Annotated in this window: 1 protein-coding gene; it reads right to left on the bottom strand. The window is 66.1% G+C overall.

Features of this window, described 5'->3' with window-relative positions:
- Positions 1 to 271: FAD-linked oxidase C-terminal domain-containing protein (locus tag RMT89_RS43185; RefSeq protein WP_315889227.1), on the bottom strand; the 271-nt coding region annotated here is incomplete at both ends.

Below are 271 nucleotides of genomic sequence, written 5' to 3'. Positions count from 1 at the left end.
GGCGGGAAGCAAACGTCTTCGGTGATGAGGATCGAGCCCTCCTCGCGATTCTTGCCGATCAAGCCGAGCAGCCCCTCGCGGACATGCCAGGCCAGCTCAATCGCCTCCTCGACGCTGGTGAACTCGACCGGCCGGATGAGATTGGCCTTGCCGACGACGTCCAGCACCTCGACCTGCTTTGCGCCGAGGGAGGCCCGGTCCGCAGCGCCGAACTCGACGAGCAGCGCCGCCGCTTTGGGATCGAGCGTCTTCCAGTATGAGGGCGTCTGGG

It is taken from the genome of Streptomyces sp. P17 (assembly GCF_032436805.1).
GTDB lineage: Bacteria > Actinomycetota > Actinomycetes > Streptomycetales > Streptomycetaceae > Streptomyces.
Note: the sequence above shows the minus strand (reverse complement) of the source record. Positions and strands in the feature narration are given on the sequence as shown.